The 17,039-nt window shown below is 51.2% G+C and carries 18 protein-coding genes; 16 read left to right on the top strand and 2 right to left on the bottom strand.

The genetic code is table 11. From position 1 onward, the window contains the following. Nucleotides 1–6 precede the first annotated feature (6 nt). Nucleotides 7–879 (top strand): DsbC family protein, encoded by an 873-nt coding sequence (locus CJO09_RS10445; protein ID WP_119442295.1) that lies wholly within the window; start codon nucleotides 7–9, stop codon nucleotides 877–879. Nucleotides 880–906: 27 nt separating this feature from the next. Here CJO09_RS10445 and CJO09_RS10440 read toward each other — a convergent pair whose 3' ends face one another. Then, nucleotides 907–1,839: a LysR family transcriptional regulator gene (locus CJO09_RS10440; protein ID WP_119442294.1), complete on the bottom strand. Its 933-nt coding sequence runs from the start codon at nucleotides 1,837–1,839 to the stop codon at nucleotides 907–909. Nucleotides 1,840–1,975: 136 nt separating this feature from the next. Between CJO09_RS10440 and CJO09_RS10435 the strand changes: the two genes are divergently transcribed. The 14 genes from CJO09_RS10435 to CJO09_RS10370 all read left to right on the top strand — a co-directional run bounded on the left by CJO09_RS10435 (nucleotide 1,976) and on the right by CJO09_RS10370 (nucleotide 13,377). After that, complete coding sequence (locus tag CJO09_RS10435; protein WP_119442293.1) at nucleotides 1,976–3,238, top strand: aromatic ring-hydroxylating dioxygenase subunit alpha; 1,263 nt, start codon at nucleotides 1,976–1,978, stop codon at nucleotides 3,236–3,238. Nucleotides 3,239–3,240: 2 nt separating this feature from the next. Beyond that, complete coding sequence (locus tag CJO09_RS10430; protein WP_114420484.1) at nucleotides 3,241–3,711, top strand: aromatic-ring-hydroxylating dioxygenase subunit beta; 471 nt, start codon at nucleotides 3,241–3,243, stop codon at nucleotides 3,709–3,711. Between the two features lie 7 nt (nucleotides 3,712–3,718). After that, nucleotides 3,719–4,039 (top strand): non-heme iron oxygenase ferredoxin subunit, encoded by a 321-nt coding sequence (locus tag CJO09_RS10425; RefSeq protein ID WP_119442292.1) that lies wholly within the window; start codon nucleotides 3,719–3,721, stop codon nucleotides 4,037–4,039. A gap of 134 nt (nucleotides 4,040–4,173) precedes the next feature. Then, nucleotides 4,174–5,097 (top strand): branched-chain amino acid ABC transporter permease, encoded by a 924-nt coding sequence (locus tag CJO09_RS10420; protein WP_391523619.1) that lies wholly within the window; start codon nucleotides 4,174–4,176, stop codon nucleotides 5,095–5,097. Between the two features lie 3 nt (nucleotides 5,098–5,100). After that, the gene (locus tag CJO09_RS10415; RefSeq protein ID WP_119442291.1) at nucleotides 5,101–6,108 is read left to right on the top strand and encodes a branched-chain amino acid ABC transporter permease; all 1,008 of its coding nucleotides are present in this window, start codon (nucleotides 5,101–5,103) and stop codon (nucleotides 6,106–6,108) included. After that, the gene (locus tag CJO09_RS10410) at nucleotides 6,105–6,872 is read left to right on the top strand and encodes an ABC transporter ATP-binding protein (RefSeq protein ID WP_119442290.1); all 768 of its coding nucleotides are present in this window, start codon (nucleotides 6,105–6,107) and stop codon (nucleotides 6,870–6,872) included. Before CJO09_RS10415 ends, CJO09_RS10410 begins: the two co-directional genes overlap by 4 nt. Beyond that, the gene (locus CJO09_RS10405) at nucleotides 6,869–7,582 is read left to right on the top strand and encodes an ABC transporter ATP-binding protein (protein WP_119442289.1); all 714 of its coding nucleotides are present in this window, start codon (nucleotides 6,869–6,871) and stop codon (nucleotides 7,580–7,582) included. The genes CJO09_RS10410 and CJO09_RS10405 overlap by 4 nt, the downstream gene beginning before the upstream one ends. Nucleotides 7,583–7,589: 7 nt before the next feature. Continuing rightward, the gene (locus CJO09_RS10400; RefSeq protein ID WP_119442288.1) at nucleotides 7,590–8,495 is read left to right on the top strand and encodes a LysR family transcriptional regulator; all 906 of its coding nucleotides are present in this window, start codon (nucleotides 7,590–7,592) and stop codon (nucleotides 8,493–8,495) included. A gap of 169 nt (nucleotides 8,496–8,664) precedes the next feature. Further along, nucleotides 8,665–9,567 (top strand): NAD(P)-dependent oxidoreductase, encoded by a 903-nt coding sequence (locus CJO09_RS10395; RefSeq protein WP_245961301.1) that lies wholly within the window; start codon nucleotides 8,665–8,667, stop codon nucleotides 9,565–9,567. Continuing rightward, a complete protein-coding gene (locus tag CJO09_RS10390) occupies nucleotides 9,564–9,878 on the top strand; it encodes an NIPSNAP family protein (RefSeq protein ID WP_119442287.1) in 315 nt (104 codons plus the stop codon). The genes CJO09_RS10395 and CJO09_RS10390 overlap by 4 nt, the downstream gene beginning before the upstream one ends. Nucleotides 9,879–9,893: 15 nt before the next feature. After that, nucleotides 9,894–10,817, top strand: coding sequence for a VOC family protein (locus CJO09_RS10385; RefSeq protein ID WP_119442286.1), 924 nt, complete (start codon nucleotides 9,894–9,896; stop codon nucleotides 10,815–10,817). A gap of 1 nt (nucleotide 10,818) precedes the next feature. Next, nucleotides 10,819–11,193, top strand: a complete 375-nt coding sequence (locus CJO09_RS10380) for a YciI family protein (RefSeq protein WP_119442285.1) — start codon at nucleotides 10,819–10,821, stop codon at nucleotides 11,191–11,193. 18 nt (nucleotides 11,194–11,211) lie between these two features. Next, nucleotides 11,212–12,159: a fumarylacetoacetate hydrolase family protein gene (locus tag CJO09_RS10375; protein WP_119442284.1), complete on the top strand. Its 948-nt coding sequence runs from the start codon at nucleotides 11,212–11,214 to the stop codon at nucleotides 12,157–12,159. Between the two features lie 39 nt (nucleotides 12,160–12,198). Continuing rightward, complete coding sequence (locus CJO09_RS10370; protein WP_119442283.1) at nucleotides 12,199–13,377, top strand: ABC transporter substrate-binding protein; 1,179 nt, start codon at nucleotides 12,199–12,201, stop codon at nucleotides 13,375–13,377. 49 nt (nucleotides 13,378–13,426) lie between these two features. Here the strand turns inward: CJO09_RS10370 and CJO09_RS10365 are convergent, their stop codons facing one another. Beyond that, the gene (locus CJO09_RS10365) at nucleotides 13,427–13,915 is read right to left on the bottom strand and encodes an Lrp/AsnC family transcriptional regulator (protein WP_119442282.1); all 489 of its coding nucleotides are present in this window, start codon (nucleotides 13,913–13,915) and stop codon (nucleotides 13,427–13,429) included. 123 nt (nucleotides 13,916–14,038) lie between these two features. Here CJO09_RS10365 and mdeB point away from each other — a divergent pair, with 123 nt between their 5' ends. Beyond that, complete coding sequence (gene mdeB, locus CJO09_RS10360) at nucleotides 14,039–16,738, top strand: alpha-ketoglutarate dehydrogenase (RefSeq protein ID WP_119442281.1); 2,700 nt, start codon at nucleotides 14,039–14,041, stop codon at nucleotides 16,736–16,738. The last annotated feature ends 301 nt before the right edge of the window (nucleotides 16,739–17,039 follow it).

Below are 17,039 nucleotides of genomic sequence, written 5' to 3'. Positions count from 1 at the left end.
GATTTCATGCTGTTGAATTGGGTGCGCAAAGTGCTTCTCGCTGCTGTATGCAGTGTTTTGTTTGCAGGCGCAAGCGTTGCGCAATCGTTGGAGCAACAAGAATACCCTCCGGATCAGCAGGTGCAAGAAACCGCCCGTGCTGAAGGGGCAGGGCAAAACACCTCAAATTCATTGGCTGCTTCTCAACAGGAACCGCTTGAGCCTATGGTTCAGCCTGATCAGGTCAAAAAGCGGTTCGAGGATCGTTTTCCCGGCGTCGAAATCGTGGCTGTTCGTCATACGCCATTCAATGACTTGTACGAAGTGCAGGTTGGCAATGATTTGGTTTATAGCGATGCCGAAGTGCGTTTTGTCATGCAAGGGTCGCTAATCGATGCCGTCGACCGTATCGATTTAACGGCCAAACGCCTGCACAGTTTGAACCAGGTCAATTTCGACGAATTGCCGCTCGATAAAGCCATTAAACAAGTCACTGGGGACGGCAGTCGGGTCATGGTGGCATTTGAAGATCCGAATTGCGGTTATTGTCGTCGCTTGCATCAAACGCTAACCCAAATCGATAACGTGACGGTTTACACGTTATTGTTCCCGATTCTTTCGCCTGACTCACATGAAAAAGCGCGCGATATCTGGTGTGCGGAAGATCCTGCTGCTGCGTGGCGTCAGTGGATGCTCAATGGTGTCAAGCCTGTACAGCGTGAATGTGAGACACCAGTAGCGGAAATTACCGCCCTTGCGCGCAAGTTGCGTATCACGGGTACACCGGCTTTATTCTTCCCTGATAACACGCGCGTAAATGGTGCCATGCCGTTGGAAAATTTGCGGGCAAAGCTTGAAAGCCAGGATGAGGCGGGGAGTCAGAGCGCACAAGCGCAGTAGTGCGGTCGCGCGCGTGGGGCGTGCGGATTAAAGGCGTTCTTCCGGCGGCCCCTGAACGGAAGTGGCGAACAGGTTGAAAATGAGTTGTCGCAGCCATTGGTTGCCCGGGTCACGATGATACCGGGCATGCCAGAACAGGTTGATTTCCACTTTTGGCAAATCAATCGGATGCGCAACATAACTTAAGCTTAAGGGGCTTGCATACCGCAAAGCATAGAGTTCTGGAACGGTGGCAATCATGTCTGAGGTTTGCACAATGTGGCCGACAGCCACAAAGTGTGGAACAAGCAGACGGATGCGACGTTTGCCCGTTCCGCTCTCGATTATTTCGTCGGCCCGGTCGTGTCCTGTTCCTTCCGAAACAACGCGCACGTGTTCCGAAGCGAAAAACTCGCGACGGGTAATCGCGCCTTTATCTAACGCATGTCCTTTGCGAAACATACAAACATAACGTTGCAGGAAAAGTCGTTGTTGATGAAATCCGGTAATCAATTGAGGAAGAAGGCCGATGGCCAAGTCCACTTGCCCGGCCTCCATGGCTTCTCGCAGGCTGCCGCGATGGTCACGAACAGTGCTAAGGGTAACGTCAGGTGCAATTTCGTCCAATGCGGCCATCAAGCGGGGAAGGAACTCAATTTCACCCAGATCGCTCATGCCGATAATGAATTTACGCCGGCTTTCGTAGGGGCGAAATTCGGACTGTTGATTCAGTGTTTCATACAAAAGCTCAAGCGCGTGGTTTACAGGTTCTGCCATGGCACTGGCGTACGGCGTGGGCATCATGCCTTTCGGGGTGCGAATAAACAAGTCGTCTTGGGTCAGTTGGCGCAAACGCTTCAGCGAATGGCTGACTGCGGGCTGGCTCAGCCCCAAGCGTTCCGCCGCAGCCGATACACTGCGTTCCACGAGAAGTTCCCGGAACACCAAAAGTAGATTCAAATCAACGTCTTTGAGTTCCACTATTCACCCTATGAATATTCATAATTAATTAAATTCTATAGGTAAATGGTAATGCCTTCTTTATACTTTTTGGTTCACGCTGATTTAATGCTGCTGCCAATCGAGAACAATGGTATTTGCAGCCAAGGAGAAAACAATGAATCAGGTTCCTGAAGTGTTTCCCAAAAATCCTAAATGGGAAGGAGAAGGTAAAAGCCGTATTCCTTTTTGGGCCTACACCGATTCGGACATTTACAAGCGCGAGTTGGAGCGTTTGTTCTACAAAAACCATTGGTGCTACGTAGGGCTGGAAGCCGAAGTCCCGAATCCCGGCGATTTCAAGCGCACCGTCATTGGAGAGCGCTCCGTCATCATGACGCGTGATCTCGATGGTGAAATCAATGTTATTGAAAACGTCTGTGCACACCGCGGTATGCAGTTCTGTAGAAAGCGTCATGGCAACGCAAAAGAAATGGTATGCCCGTATCACCAGTGGAACTACAGTTTGAAAGGTGATTTGCAAGGCGTGCCGTTTTTGCGTGGGGTAAAGCGCGACGGGCAGGTGCAAGGCGGTATGCCCAAAGAGTTTAAAACCAAAGAACACAGCCTGAACAAGCTTAAAGTGGCCACGCGCGGTGGTGTTGTCTTTGCGTCTTTCGACCACGACATCGAAAGCTTTGAAGATTTTCTCGGGCCCGAAATTCTTCATTATTTCGACCGTCTTTTTAATGGCCGGCAGCTGAAGATATTAGGTTATAACCGCCAGCGTATTCCAGGCAACTGGAAGCTGATGCAGGAAAACATTAAAGATCCTTACCACCCAGGTTTGCTACATACCTGGTTTATTACTTATGGCTTGTGGCGGGCCGATAACAAATCCGCCTTGCGCATGGATGATCAGCGTCGTCATGCGGCAATGATTTCCACGCGTGGAAATGCGCAAACAAAAAATGAGGTAACCACGGGTATTACCAGTTTTAAAGAGTCGATGGAAATCAACGACAAGCGCTTGCTCGATATCGTGCATGAAGACTGGTGGGGTGAGCCCACGGCGGTCATGATGACGATCTTCCCCAGCGTGATTTTCCAGCAGCAGGTGAACAGTGTTTCCACTCGCCATATTCAGCCCGATGGGCATGGGTCTTTCGATTTCGTATGGACGCATTTCGGCTTCGAGGATGACACGCCTGAAATGACGCAACGCCGTTTGATTCAGGCCAATTTATTTGGTCCGGCTGGTTTTGTCTCTGCCGATGACGGCGAAGTGATCGAGTTCTCGCAATCGGGGTTCGAGCAAAAACCCTACCATCGCGCGCTTGCAGAGCTTGGTGGTTACGAGGCCGAAAACACCGAACATATGGTGACGGAAACCCTTATTCGGGGTATGTATGAATACTGGCGCAAAGTCATGGAGATTTAATCATGGACCTGCAAACGTTTATTGCTTTGAACAAACTCTATGCCGATTACGCCGCGACCATTGACGCCGAAGATTGGGATGGCTGGACGGAGTATTTCGTTGACGACTGTGAGTATAAAGTGCAGCCACGCGAAAACTTCGAGCGCGGCTTTCCGCTCGCAACGATGTGGTTTATTAGTAAAGGCATGTTGAAAGATCGGGCTTTCGGTATTTCGGAGACCTTGTTTCACGATCCTTATTATCAGCGCCATGTCGTCGGTGCTCCCCGCATTCTTAGTGCGGAAAACGGTGAAATTCAGTCAGAGGCGAACTATGCCGTATTTCGTACGAAATTGAACGGCGAGTCCACTGTCTTTAATGTGGGTCGCTACATTGATCGAATCGTACAAACCGATGAAGGCTTGAAATTCAAGTCACGCTTTTGTATTTACGATTCCGAAATGATTGCTAACTCTTTAATTTATCCAGTTTGAGGTTTGTATGGCAGATAACAATTGGGTCGACGTTCTTGATTCCGGGGCGTTACCTGAAGACGACGTGATTGGCGTGGAGGTTCAAGGCCGCGATATTGCAATCTATGAATGCGAAGGCGAGTATTTCGCAACCGATAACATCTGTACTCATGGGCATGCCCGCTTGTGTGACGGCTTTCTGGAAGATGGTGAAATCGAGTGTCCTTTGCATCAAGGTCGCTTTGATATTCGCACGGGAAAAGCCCTTTGTGAGCCTCTTACAGAGGATATCCGGTCTTATCCCGTTAAGGTGGAACAAGGCCGGGTATGGCTTCAGCTTGAACAATAAGTATTAATAAGATTAATAGACTTGGCCCTCGGTATTCTTCTACACTGGGGCCGCATAAATTAATCACCAAATAAACGGTCGTTGTATCTGAACTTATTAAAACAACGCAGCGGCCCACCAAAGGACGAGACAAAATGTTGAGTGCAATGCTGGTGTTTTCCCAGTTGCTCAACGGCCTGCAATATGGCGTTTTGCTATTTTTGCTTGCGGCCGGTTTGACGCTGGTTTTCGGCATCATGAGCTTTGTGAATCTGGCTCATGGGGCTTTGTACATGATGGGCGCTTATTTCGCCGCCCTGACTTTCAAGCATACCGAATCTTTAACGTTGGCATTCGCGGCGGCGGTGTTTGGCAGTATCCTGCTGGGCATTGTGCTTGAGCGTCTGGCGGTGTCCAAATTGTATTCGCGTGATCACCTGGACCATGTGCTGGTAACGTTTGGGCTTGTGCTGTTCTTTAATGAAGTTGTTCAGATCCTTTGGGGCACGCAACCCTACTTCCTGCCGGTGCCAAGTTGGCTCGACAGCACCATCAGTATTTTTGGGGTGACTTACCCTGCTTATCGTTTCGCCATTATTGTGGTGGGGTTGCTTGTTGCGGTGGGTGCCCATGCCTTAATTCATCGCACCCGTCTGGGCATGCTCATTCGGGCCGGTTCGGTCAATCCACGTATGGTGGGAGCCCTGGGCGTCAATATCAAGTTTTTGAATGCCTTGTTATTTGCGTTGGGTGCCGGTTTGGCCGGGCTGGCCGGCGTCATGGCTAGTCCGATTCTGGCCATTCAGTCGGGCATGGGTGATCACGTGCTTATTACCACTTTGGTTGTGATTGTCATTGGAGGTATCGGCTCGGTCAGTGGCGCGTTTTATGCCGCTTTAATTGTCGGGGTGGTCGATACCATGGGAAGGGCCTTCCTGCCGCTTATATTCAGAGGCTTCATGGAGCGAGATCTGGCTAATGCGGCAGGCCCGGCAGTGGCTTCCATGCTGATTTACGTGTTGATGGCGGTGGTGCTGGCCATGCGTCCTCACGGTTTGTTTGCACCAAACAGGGGCTGAGGCATGACCAATACATTCAAGCTTAATTTCAACCGGCTGTTGCCATTCATTATTTTTGCCGGTTTGGTGGTGGTGCCTTTTTGGGGCTATGCCACCGACAGTAGTTTTTATGTGGCGTTTTTTGCGCGCGTCATGATTTATGCGATCGCCGCTGTAGCCTTGAACCTGGCGTTGGGATACGGTGGGTTGATTAGTTTGGGGCATGCGCTGTTCATGGGTTTGGGCGCTTATAGCGTTGCAATTCCTGCGTTCTACGGCATCGATAACGGCTGGTTGCAATTGCTTATTTGTGTCAGCAGTTGTGCCGTTATTGGCTACATAACCGGCGCGATCAGTTTGCGCACGACCGGTATCGGTTTCATCATGATTACCCTGGCTTTTGCCCAAATGGGGTATTTCCTATTTGTGAGCTTGAAAGTGTACGGCGGCGATGATGGAACCAGTATCGCCAATACCAGCCAAATGCTGGGCTTGAACCTGGGAGACATTTACACGGTTTATGTGGTTGCGTTTTTGGTGCTTATTTTCTCGGTTTGGTGGATGGCGCGGTTACGTGCCTCTCCGTTTGGCATGGTCATTCGGGGTGCTCGACAAAACGCGCGTAGGGTCAATGCAATCGGGTTCCCCGCCCGCCGCTATCTTATCGGGGCGTATGTTTTGTCCGCAGTGCTCTGCGGTATTGCCGGGTTCTTGCTGGCCAATCTGAACGCCTTTGCCTCACCTTCTTTGATGTCATGGATTATTTCCGGCGATCTCGTGGTCATGCTGGTCTTGGGCGGTATGGGTAGTGTTTTAGGGCCGTTATATGGTGCGTTTGCGTTCCTGGGGCTGGAAGAGATCTTGAAAATGATCACTACGCACTGGCTGGCGTTGTTCGGTTTGGCCATTGTGTTTATTGGCTTAATGGGCAAAAAGGGTATTGTTGGATTCATGGATAACCTGACCTCCTGGTGCCGGCCTGAGGCCAGAAAGGACGGTACGGCTAGCGCAACTGAAAAGGAGGCGTCATGACAACGATAGCCATGCAGACTCAAGGTCTGGTTAAGCGTTTTGGCGGCTTGCTGGTAACGGATTCCGTTTCGCTCGATTTGCGGCAAGGTGAATTGCATGCCGTGATCGGTCCGAATGGAGCGGGTAAAACCACATTAATTAATCAGTTAACCGGTGAGCTCTTTTCCGACCAGGGCGAAATTATGTTTGGCGGCCGGCCGATTACTTCGTTGCCGATATCCGAGCGGGCGCGGCTGGGGTTGTTGCGCTCGTATCAGATTACTTCTATTTTTGAAGAGTTTTCCGTTCTTGAAAATGTGGTTCTGGCGGCAATGGGCGCCAAAGAGCACGGCTTTTATTTTTGGAAGCCGTTATTAAGCTGGGGCCGACATGTACAAACCGCAAATGACGCGTTGAAGATCACCAATTTGGTTGACCGGGCGCAGGCTTGTGCCGCCGAGTTAGCCTATGGTGAGCGGCGCCAGCTTGAGTTGGCCATGGCGTTGGCTGCAAAGCCCCAGGTTTTGTTGCTGGACGAACCTATGGCGGGGATGAGTCCGCAAGAATCCGCCGATGTCATTGAGATGCTGAAAAGGCTCAAGAAAACGCATTCTATTTTGCTGATCGAGCATGACATGGATGCGGTTTTTGCCTTGGCGGACCGCATTACTGTGCTGGTTTACGGCAAAGTGCTGCGCACCGGCACACCCGATGAGATTCGAAATGATCCCGAAGTGAAGTCAGTTTATTTGGGCGATGAAATTACAGAGCAGGCGGCAACATGAGTCGTTTATTATCAGTACAAGACATACAGGCTTCTTATGGACACGCTCAGGCTCTATTCGGGGTCTCGTTCGATGTCGACGCAGGTGAGGTTGTAACGCTGTTGGGGCGCAACGGTATGGGGCGTTCAACCGCCATCAAGTGCTTGTTCGGCTTGCTCCCGGTATCGGCCGGGTCAATTGCTTTCAGAGATCAGCCCGTACACGCGTTGCCCTCATACAGTATTGCCCGATTGGGCCTGGGTTTGGTGCCCGAAGGGCGTCAAGTGTTTCCCAATTTGTCGGTTGAAGAGAACTTGGTCGCAACAGCCCGTGCGCCGGTTGATGCTGTGATCGAGCCTTGGACGCTTAAACGTATATATGGTTTTTTCCCTCGGCTCGAAGAACGTAAATCGAACCTGGGTAGTCAGTTGTCGGGCGGAGAGCAGCAAATGCTGGCAATAGGTCGCGCCCTGATGACCAACCCGCGTCTTTTGGTGCTGGACGAGGCGACCGAAGGGCTGGCGCCTATTGTTCGTGCCGAAATCTGGCAGGCGTTGACCGCGCTCAAGAAAGAGGGCGTGTCGCAAATTGTGGTGGATAAAAACGTCAGTGCCCTAACTACATTCTCCGATCGACACTATATTCTGGAGAAAGGCCGGGTTGTGTGGAGCGGCACGAATGCCGATTTGAAGCAAAACCCCGACATCGTGCATCAATACATGGGGGTTTAAAGTCTCGATGAAAGACCTGAATCTGCTCTACGTTTTTGAAGCGATGTGGCGCGACAGGTCTGTGACTCAAGCCGCCGACAACCTGGGTGTTACCCAGGCGGCGGTTAGTAGTGCTCTGAAGCGTTTGCGGCTTGAGTACGGCGACAAGCTTTTTACTCAGGTAGGGCGACGTATGGAGCCGACTCCTTACGCCGTAGAGCTTGCCCAGCCCCTAATGGGGGCGTTGGCAATGGTGCGCAAGGCGTCGAATGTCCATACCCCATTCGATCCTACCGCAGCACGTCGTCAATTCACGATTCGTACACGGGATATCGGTGAGGTCGTGTACTTCCCTCGTATTCTGCAAGAAGTGACCAAAGTTGCTCCTGGCGTGCGAATCCGCACTACATTCCAACCGATTGACGACACGCTGAGCGGTTTGGCTACGGGGCGTATTGACCTGGCCTTGGGTTTCTTGCCGTCTCTTGAAACAGCCATCCACCGAAAAGTATTGTTTAAACAATATTATGTTTGCGTCATGCGCAAGGGTCATCCGCTGGCTAAAAAGAAGCTCACTCACGACCTGTTTCGACGGCAGCACCATTTATTGGTGGAGTATTCCGGTAGCGGCCATCTGGTGATTGAGAAGGCTTTGATTGAGGCGGGCGCGCGCAACAACATTAAATTAAGACTGCCTCAATACCTGTCTGCGCCCCATTTTATTATTTCGTCGGATATGGTGTGGTGTGCGCCGGTACTTTTGGCGGAAACGCTGGCGCAGCATTACGACTTGGTGATCAAGCCGGTGCCGCTGGAGTTGCCTACTTTTGAGATTGCACTTTATTGGCATGATCGGTTTCATCGTGATCCGGCCAATAAATGGTTACGTGAGTTAATCGCGCAAATTTATGGGGCGACATTGGCGGGAAACTAAGCCTCGCAGTGCTTTCCCCAGGTGTAATGAGTCCGCTGCAATAATTTCTGCAAGGCTCGACCGCCCAATGTATAAATGGTGTTTATACATCATCATCAATCCGACGCTATAGCTTTGGCTCACCCTACTCTCTAGAATAAGCATTAAAGCAAAATACCAAGGAGACAAAGTGGCCAATTTACCCGAAGCAGTTGGGTTAATCGGTATTGGTCAGGTGGGTTTGCCGATGGCAACAAACCTGATTAAGTCCGGCGTTCGCGTCGTGGGCTATCGTCGTTCCGACACCCAGGCGTTTGTCGAGGCGGGTGGCGTGCTTGCTTCTTCACCTGTGCAGGTGGTTGAGCAAACAGATGTTGTTTTGTTATGCCTGCCCAATGAACCGGCTGCGTCGCAAATTCTGGAGGGTGAGGGTGGCATATTAAATAGCCTGTCGGCCTCTAAAACCCTGATAGAAACGGGAACCTATAGCAAAGATTTCAAGCTGTCCCAAGCCCAGAAAGTACAAGGTAAAGGTGCGCGTTATCTAGAGGCGGAAATCAGCGGCTCTCCTCCCATGATCGCAGCCCGTAAAGCGTCGTTTTACGTTGGGGGTGACGAGTCTTTGTTCCGCGAGTGTGAGCCGTTGCTGCGTGCTATTACTGATCAGTGTTTTTATCTCGGCCCACTGGGGTCGGCGGTTTCGATGAAATTGATTGCCAACTATCTCCTGGCCATTCATACATTGTCCGCAGCGGAAGCGATGAACATGGGGAAACGGGCTGGGTTCGACCCACATCTTGTCGCTAAAGTGATTCAAGCGGGGGCAGGGGCTTCCGCGATGTTTGGCGTACGCGCCCCTTTAATGGCAGATCGACGGTTCGACCCTGCGCCCGGACCCTTTGTGACCCTCGAGAAGTATCTGGATCTGGGGCAAAAAATGGCGGATGACCTGGGGTGTGCCACACCGTTGTTTTCTGCCGCTGTGCCTTATTTTAAGCGCGCGTTTGACGAGGGCGTCCAGCATGAGGATATTGCTGCCGTCCTTAAGTTTCTTGAGGCGGATTCGCGGGACCAGAAAGTGGGGGGAAAATGATTGTCGAGAAAAGAACGTATTGGATTCGGCCGGGCAGCATGGGTGAATTTTTGCGCTTGTACGAATCCGAGGGTTTGCCACTGCAAGGGCCGACGCTTGGAAACCTGCTTGGTTACTTTATGACCGAGGTGGGGGAATTGAATCGTGTTATTCAACTATGGGGCTACGCTTCATTCGAAGATCGACAAACGCGTAAAGCTGCATTGGCCGGCCGTCCCGAGTGGAGGAGTTTTTTGGGTAAGGCGGGACCACTGGTAGAGCGTCAGCATAGCGAGTTACTTACGCCTGCACCTTTTTCTCCCATTAAATAATTAACAGGAGCCGTCATGATTCGGTCGTTGCATCACGTTGGTATTGTTGTTCCCGATCTCGAGATAGGGCGCGCGTTCTATGAACTCTTTGGTCTGGAGTCGCGCTCGGTGGGAAATGATCTGGTTTTTCGTTGCCGGGGGCGGGCGCAGGATCAGGTTCGTTTGATTCATGGCCCCAAGAAGAAGTTGGGCTATGCGTCGTTCGGCACGAATGGGGAGGGCATGACCAACATCATGCAGAACCTGCACCAAGCGGGTGTACCTTTGAAGGACCCGCCTTTTGACATTGGTTATGAAGGGATATGGTTTCAAGATCCACATAACGACTGGGTGCATATTCATGTTGTCGAGCCTGCGTCAACCTCGCCCGAGCTGCCGCCTGAAATCAACGCACATGGCCGTTATCGCCGTGTCGGTCAGCGTGCCTGTGATTTAACCACTCATGGGAAGAAGGCGCGGCCGTTGCGTTTGGGGCACTTAATCAAGTTTAGTCCCGATGTGGAAAAATCCACGGCGTTTTACACCCAACTTCTGGGCATGAAGGTGTCGGATCAGGCGCTCGATATTCTTGCGTTTTTGCGAGGGTCGGCAGGCGGCGATCATCATATGCTTGCGTTTGCAAAAAGCTCGCACACGGGTTTGCATCACTTAAGTTTTGAAGTGTCCGATTTCGATGAAATCGCCATTGGCGCGCAAACGCTTTTGCGCGCCGGCTATAAAGACGGGTTTGGTCCTGGGCGGCACATCGGGGGGTCAAACTATTTCCATTACATTCGCGACCCCTGGGGCAGCTTGGCCGAGTATTTCTGGGATATCGACGTCATTCCCGAAGACGCCGACTGGCAACCTTTAAACGTTCCGCCAGACCAGCTTACCGCTGTTTGGGCGGCGTCCCCCCCGCCTGAGGACTTCGTTTTGAATTTTGAAGAGCCCGATTGATATGTTTACACCCGAGACCCAACGCCTGATTGAGGGCATGTTGAACAAGCCTTTGTTCGTCGTTTTCAGAAAGCCGGCCGACCTGTCCAAGTTTGCTTCTGTACTGGAGGCTCATTTGAAATGGGCCGTGCAATCTGAAAAACGCGGCGAAATATTCGCCTCGGGCCCTTTTGTACAAGAGGGGGGCGTGCCGGGTGCAGCGGGTGGTATGTCAATACTTCGGGCTGCGTCTGAAGAAGAGGCGCACGCTATTTTGTCGGGCGATCCCTTCATTAAAGAAGGCGTTTATACCGTCGAAGTGAAGAAGTGGATGCTGATGGAAGGTGGTGTATCAGTCACGCTTCATTTCTCCGACCAAAAACATTTACTGCGTTAACTGTTAGGAAATTCCGTCATGAAATATCAGGTGTTCACCTACCGTGAACGCCAGGGTGGTGCTCGCCCCGGTGTTTTGATTCAAGCGCGTTTGTACGATCTTAGGGGCGTAATGGGCGGGGCCCATCCCGAGTGGCGCAGTGTGGATGATTTGCTCACTGATTGGTCGGAAGCGCATCCGTTTCTACGCGAACTGGCAGATGATGTTAGCAAGAAGCCGGAGCTTGCAGAAGATGCCTTGCTGGTCGCGGATGATATTGAGTTTTTGCCGCCCTTAACGCGTTGTGGTGTGATTTACGCCGCAGGCGCTAATTATCGGGATCACGTCGAAGCGATGGGTAAGGCCATGAATATGAAATTGAACCTGGATCCGAAGGCCGACGGCCTTCCTCCCTGGCATTTCATCAAGGCAGGGCAGGCTGCTTTGTCGGGCCACAAAGAGCATGTCGCGTTTCCAGCTCACAGCAATATGCTCGATTGGGAAGCGGAGTTGGCAGTGGTGATCGGGCGAAAGGCGTCGAATGTATCGGTGGAATCGGCCTTGGATTATGTTGCCGGGTATAGCTGTGCCAACGATATGTCCGCACGCGACAACCTGAAGCGTGATCAGGTTGATGTCAGTTCGCCGTTTAGATTCGATTGGATTGGTCACAAATGCTTTAAAGGTGCATGCCCTTTGGGGCCATATTTAACGCCGGCTGAATTTGCCGGTGACCCCGAAAATTTGGGGATCAAGCTTTGGCTCAACGACGAACTGCGGCAAAACTCCAGCACCTCAAATCATTTGTACACCGTGGCAGATCAAATTGCGTACTTAAGTGCCAGGCTGGATTTGTTGCCTGGCGACATTCTTTTAACCGGCACCCCGGCCGGCGTTGGGATGGAATCGGGGGTGTTCTTGAAACGCGGGGATGTGATGCGGGTTTGGATTGAGAGTTTGGGGGAGCTGGAAACCCGGTTGGTTTGATGGCGGTTCATTGACTTAAACATAAGGAAGGAGACAAACATGTTGCTTGAGAAAATATTGAAGAAATCAGTCCTGTCGTTGGCATTGGTTTGTGCCGTGCCAGGCATGGCAATGGCGGATATCAAAATTGGCTTTCTGGGTACGTTGTCCGGGCCGTCTGCCGCGAACGGGCGTGATCAATTAGACGGTTTTCGCCTTGCGTTGGACCAATTGGACGGGAAGTTGGGTGGGGTCAAAACGGAAATCGTGGCGGAAGATGATCAAATGAAACCGTCTGTTGCGTTAACCGGCGTTTCGCGACTGTTGGAGCGAGAGGACGTTGATGCGGTGGTTGGCTTGACGTTTACGCACGTATTAATGGCGTTGCAGCCTAAAATCGCTGAAACTGATGTGCCGTTTATCGGCACGATTTCGGGTCCCTCCCCCACTGCCGGGGCACTATGCAAACCTAATTTGTTCATCATGTCGTGGCAAAGCGATGCGCCGGCTGAAGCAATGGGTAAGTACATGCAGGATAAAGGCGTGAAAACCATCAGCACGCTAACCCCTAATTTCGTCGGCGGAAAAGACAAGATCAGTGGCCTGCGCAACACCTATAAAGGCGAAATTATTGACGAGATTTATACGCCCTTGAGCCAGCTCGACTTTTCGGCTGAACTTACCCAAGTGGCATTGAGCGATCCTGAAGGCGTTTTCATGTTCTACCCGGGCGGGCTTGGTGTCACCTTTATGCGTCAGTACAAGCAGGCAGGGCTTGCCGGCAAATTGCCTCTTTATACGGCTAACTCAATTGAGGGCGAAGACGTCGACGCAATGGGTGAGGCAGTGATTGGTGCTTATGCAGCAGACACCTGGACCCCCGGCATTTCCAGCGAGTATTCCAAGCAGTTCGTGAATGCATATCGCGAAAAATACAACCGTACGCCATCAGCTTATGCCGCATTCAGTTACGATGCCATGATGAAGCTGAATGCCGCTGTAGAGGCGCTGAAGGGTGATGTCTCGGATAAAAAAGCGTTTGTGAAAGCAATTAAAACGGCGGATTTCGAGTCAGTGCGAGGCGATTTCAAGTTCGGCAACAATAATTATCCGGTTCAGGACTACCATATCTTCGAAATGGTGGAAGGTGAAAACGGCAAGCCCGATTGGAAGCTGGTTCAGGAAAATGTGCTGAAAGACCATGTGGATAGCTATGCGGCTCAATGCACGATGAGCTGATTACCTCCAAGTAAAGGGTTGCGCAACGCCCCGCGCAGAGTGATTCGGTTCACGCTCTTGTCGAAGGAGTGGGCAATGGCAACGCTGTTTGGTATTTCACCTGCTTAAGTGCAAAGCTTGATTTAATGTTCGACACGCCAGGTATCTTGGACAACTCATCAATAATAAATCGTTCAAGTGCCTGGATATCCGGAACCACCACCCTGAGCAAATAATCAGAGTCTCCGGTCATCAGATAGCACTCCATTACCTCTGGGTAGTTGCGAATTGCATTTTGGAATCGCTCAAGCGACTTCTCGATTTGCTGCTCCAGACGAATCTCAATAAACACACTAACGTTCAACCCAATCTGCAGCGGGTCTAGCAGGGTGACGTACTGTGAGATTACCCCGGCTTCCTCAAGTGCCTTGACTCTGGCCAGGCAGGGCGACGCGGAAAGGTTGACACGAGTTGCCAGCTCAGAATTCGTTAAACGCGCATTGGCCTGGATTTCTTGAAGAATTTTCAAGTCTATTGAATCTAGTCTTTTTTTCCGCATAAATTATTTTTTTTCAGATTGATTTCAAAATAATATTCCGTATAACCATCTTTTTCTAAATGATAACAGCAGCACATTTTGTGGGTGCCTCACTATACTGATCTGATCGTTCAGGAGGTAAAAATGGTTAATAGCAGTGGGAACTTGCGCTTGAAAATGGCGCAGTCCGATGACGTTGATCCCGAGGAAACGCAAGAATGGCTGGAGGCGCTGGAGGGCGTTCTGGGGGCTGCCGGAAGTGATCGTGCGCTATTCCTTTTAAGTCAGCTAGACGATTTCGTGAAAGCGCATGGCATTAAACCGAACTCGTTACCGTACTCTGCCTATCGAAACACCATTTCTTTGGATAACGAAGGAGTCTATCCCGGCAATCTTGAGCTAGAAGAGAGAATTAGTTCCATAAACCGCTGGAATGCCTTGGTGATGGTGGTCAGGGCAAATAAAGCTTATGGCGAACTTGGAGGCCATATAGCCAGTTATGCATCCGTCGCGGAAATTTTCGAAATGGGATTCAACCATTTTTTTCAAGCGCGAACTGAAGCAAATGGGGGGGATCTGGTTTTTTATCAGCCGCACTCTGCGCCGGGAGTTTATGCGCGCGCGTTTCTGGAAGGGCGTTTAAGTGAGCATGACTTAAGTTTCTATCGACGAGAGTCTGGAGGCGGAGGGCTTTCCTCTTATCCGCATCCGTGGTTAATGCCTGATTTCTGGCAGTTTCCCACGGGCTCAATGGGCATTGGCCCTATCAATGCAATTTATCAGGCACGTTTCATGCGTTACCTCGAGAACCGGGGCCTTGCGCAAACTCATGATCGTCGTGTTTGGGGTGTGTTTGGTGATGGGGAAATGGATGAGCCGGAGTCAATCGCAGGGCTAACGTTAGCTGCCCGAGAACAGCTGGATAACTTAACGTTTATTATTAACTGCAATCTGCAACGGCTGGATGGGCCTGTGCGTGGAAATGGGCAAATCATTCAGGAGCTAGAGGCATTGTTTACTGGCGCAGGCTGGAATGTCATTAAGGTGATCTGGAGCTCAGATTGGGACCCCCTGTTCGCGCGCGATGCCAGTCATGCGCTGTTGCGCCGGTTCGCCCAGACAGTCGACGGCCAGTATCAAACGTTAGGCGCGAAAGACGGAGCCTACAACTCACTGGAGTTTTTCCAAAAAGACCCCGAGGTTCAGCGATTGGTTTCGCACATGTCCGATAAGGATATTGATGGTTTGCGGCGAGGTGGCCATGACTTTCGTAAGTTGCATGCCGCATTTTTTGCTGCGAAATCGCATGTTGGCCAGCCCACCGTGATTCTGGCGAAAACCAAAAAAGGTTATGGAATGGGCGGTGCCGGAGAGTCGCGCATGACAGCTCATCAGGCGAAGAAGCTGGATTTCGATGCTTTGAAAGCATTTCGTGATCGTTTCTCATTGCCTTTGTCTGACCATGAGGTAGAGGCCCTCCACTTTCTTAAACCGTCGCAAAATAGCCCTGAAATGCGCTATATGCGTGAGCGACGTGAAGCCTTGGGCGGGGCTGTTCCTTCTCGCATCACGCGGTCAAATGAAGCGCTGACCATACCTGTGATTGATAGCTATGCAAAATTTGCGCGCGAAGCCAATGGGAAGGAAATGTCTACAACAATGGCGTTTGCCCGCATGCTAAGTGGTCTGTTGAAAGACGCCGGCATTGGTGAGCGGGTTGTGCCCATTGTTGCGGACGAGGCGCGTACATTTGGAATGGCGAACTTATTCAGGCAAATCGGGATCTACAGCCCTGATGGTCAACTGTATGAGCCGGAGGATGCTGGGTCCATGCTGACCTACCGTGAGGCTAAAGACGGACAGCTCTTGGAGGAAGGGATTACTGAAGCCGGGGCGTTGTCTTCTTGGGTTGCGGCCGCAACGTCGTATAGCGTGCATGGCAAGGCCATGCTGCCTTTCTATATCTATTACTCCATTTTCGGGTTTCAAAGGGTGGGCGATTTGATTTGGGCTGCCGCTGACCAACGGGCGCGTGGTTTCCTGCTTGGCGCGACCTCGGGTCGTACAACGCTTAGTGGTGAAGGGTTGCAGCACCAAGACGGCAGCAGTCATGTCATCGCCGCCATGGTGCCCAATTGTCGATCGTATGACCCGGCCTTTGCGGGTGAACTGGCGGTCATTCTGGACCATGGCATGCGTCGTATGATTGAGGAGCAGGTTGATGAGTTTTATTACATCACCCTGACGAATGAGAGTTACGCGCAGCCGTCCATGCCCGAGGGTATTGAGAAGCAGATTGTTCAAGGCATGTATTGTTATCGACGTGAGGTGTGCGACGCAGGGGGCGCGGCTGCATCGGTTCGTTTGCTTGGGTCGGGTGCGATCTTTCGTGAGGTGGAGGCTGCTGCAGAATTACTTAAAACGGATTGGGGAATTTCCTCAGAGGTTTGGAGTGTGACAAGCTTTACTGAGCTGGCCAAAGAGGCGCGAGAAGTTGATCGCTGGAATCGGTTGAATCCGCAGGCATCAGTACGGGAAAGTTACGTCTCAGCGTGCTTGTCTGGAAGTGCCCCCGTTATTGCCGCCACCGATTATGTGCGTGCCTGGCCACAGTTGATAGCCGAGTATGTTGACGCTCGGTTTATTTCTTTGGGTACAGACGGGTTTGGTCGAAGCGACACGCGTGTGGCATTGCGTGACTTCTTCGAAGTTAATCGTTACCACGTTGTATTGGCCGCGATAGATGGTTTGGCGCGAGACGGTGTCGTATCCAGAGCTCTATTGGGCGAAGTAATCAGCAAATACGGAATCCAGTACAACCGAGCCCCATCCTGGTTGAGTTAGTCTAGTCATCAACTGGGGTGCCTGAGGAAATGAAAGGCAGGGTCAACAATAGAAAGAAGAGTGAGTCGGTCAGGGTTAGGTCAACAATATTTATTAAATTTCCTTCACTTCATTTGACACGGTGTAAAAACTGCTTCATAATCTCGTTTCTTAGCTGCTTGAACAGCGCTTCACACGGCAAGTTAGATGTTTTTAGCTTGGTTGTGGGGCAGTTGGGTAGGGTTGGCGAAATTGCTCTTTAACAACGAAACAACCGATAAGTGTGGGCACTTAAGCTACGTTGCTAAGTAGTGGTGCATCA

Origin of the sequence: Neopusillimonas maritima (genome assembly GCF_003576595.1) — a bacterium.
GTDB lineage: Bacteria > Pseudomonadota > Gammaproteobacteria > Burkholderiales > Burkholderiaceae_B > Neopusillimonas > Neopusillimonas maritima.
The sequence above is the reverse complement of the archived record's forward strand: the minus strand, read 5'-3'. Positions and strand labels throughout refer to the sequence as shown.

Bases quoted from the DNA above. Each gene is read 5' to 3' on its own strand.
- CJO09_RS10435 (WP_119442293.1), top strand. From the start codon at position 1,976: ATGAATCAGGTTCCTGAAGTGTTTCCCAAAAATCCTAAATGGGAAGGA.
- CJO09_RS10405 (WP_119442289.1), top strand. From the start codon at position 6,869: ATGAGTCGTTTATTATCAGTACAAGACATACAGGCTTCTTATGGACAC.
- CJO09_RS10410 (WP_119442290.1), top strand. From the start codon at position 6,105: ATGACAACGATAGCCATGCAGACTCAAGGTCTGGTTAAGCGTTTTGGC.
- CJO09_RS10365 (WP_119442282.1), bottom strand. From the start codon at position 13,915: ATGCGGAAAAAAAGACTAGATTCAATAGACTTGAAAATTCTTCAAGAA.
- CJO09_RS10415 (WP_119442291.1), top strand. From the start codon at position 5,101: ATGACCAATACATTCAAGCTTAATTTCAACCGGCTGTTGCCATTCATT.
- CJO09_RS10385 (WP_119442286.1), top strand. From the start codon at position 9,894: ATGATTCGGTCGTTGCATCACGTTGGTATTGTTGTTCCCGATCTCGAG.
- CJO09_RS10445 (WP_119442295.1), top strand. From the start codon at position 7: ATGCTGTTGAATTGGGTGCGCAAAGTGCTTCTCGCTGCTGTATGCAGT.
- CJO09_RS10380 (WP_119442285.1), top strand. From the start codon at position 10,819: ATGTTTACACCCGAGACCCAACGCCTGATTGAGGGCATGTTGAACAAG.
- CJO09_RS10425 (WP_119442292.1), top strand. From the start codon at position 3,719: ATGGCAGATAACAATTGGGTCGACGTTCTTGATTCCGGGGCGTTACCT.
- CJO09_RS10400 (WP_119442288.1), top strand. From the start codon at position 7,590: ATGAAAGACCTGAATCTGCTCTACGTTTTTGAAGCGATGTGGCGCGAC.
- CJO09_RS10430 (WP_114420484.1), top strand. From the start codon at position 3,241: ATGGACCTGCAAACGTTTATTGCTTTGAACAAACTCTATGCCGATTAC.
- CJO09_RS10375 (WP_119442284.1), top strand. From the start codon at position 11,212: ATGAAATATCAGGTGTTCACCTACCGTGAACGCCAGGGTGGTGCTCGC.
- CJO09_RS10370 (WP_119442283.1), top strand. From the start codon at position 12,199: ATGTTGCTTGAGAAAATATTGAAGAAATCAGTCCTGTCGTTGGCATTG.
- CJO09_RS10390 (WP_119442287.1), top strand. From the start codon at position 9,564: ATGATTGTCGAGAAAAGAACGTATTGGATTCGGCCGGGCAGCATGGGT.
- CJO09_RS10420 (WP_391523619.1), top strand. From the start codon at position 4,174: ATGTTGAGTGCAATGCTGGTGTTTTCCCAGTTGCTCAACGGCCTGCAA.
- mdeB (WP_119442281.1), top strand. From the start codon at position 14,039: ATGGTTAATAGCAGTGGGAACTTGCGCTTGAAAATGGCGCAGTCCGAT.